Source organism: Vibrio sp. D173a (assembly GCF_030248475.1).
Map to the genome: position 1 here is coordinate 1 of NZ_JAHGAH010001555.1, position 696 is coordinate 696.

The 696-nt window shown below is 45.4% G+C and carries 1 protein-coding gene and 1 pseudogene; both read left to right on the top strand.

Annotated elements, in window-relative coordinates:
* Positions 1 to 382: Dyp-type peroxidase (locus KIV40_RS34700; RefSeq protein ID WP_285353993.1), on the top strand; the 382-nt coding region annotated here is incomplete at its 5' end.
* Between the two features lie 137 nt (positions 383 to 519).
* Positions 520 to 696: pseudogene (locus tag KIV40_RS34705) on the top strand (flagellin); the annotation flags it as partial.

Here is a 696-nt window from a genome sequence, read left to right on the forward strand (position 1 = left end):
GCGCTTTATCCATAACCTACCGGCTTGGAATCGCTTGAATGTGAAAGCACAAGAGAAGGTGGTGGGTCGCACTAAGCCAGACTCTATTGAGTTAGACGATGTGCCAGCGGCATCTCACGTTGGCCGTGTTGATATCAAAGAAGAAGGCAAGGGTCTAAAGATTGTTCGACACAGCCTGCCTTATGGTAGCGCGACGGGTGACCACGGCCTATTATTTATTGCTTACTGTAATGCACGCCATAACTTTGATGCCATGCTTGAGAGCATGTACGGCGTTACCGATGGTAAAACGGACCAATTACTGCGCTTTACACATGCCGTGACCGGTGCATACTACTTTGCACCATCTCAGCAAATGCTGGCTGAACTGTCGATTAAATAGCTCTAACTATTTAGATACAGCTACATTGAATTTAAAAAGGGGCCTTGTGCTCCTTTTTTGATTAAAGAACTAGCAAAGGTGGTCGATATAGAAGCAACGATTGACTTTATTACCTCCCAACGGATAAGCGAACATCTATGGCTATTACGGTAAATACCAATGTTTCAGCGCTGGTGGCACAGAGAAATCTCTCTAATGCCAGCAATATGCTGAACCAATCTTTGGAGCGACTCGCTTCCGGTAACCGTATTAATAGTGCTAAGGATGATGCTGCCGGTCTACAAATCTCAAATCGACTCGAAGCGCAAATGAGT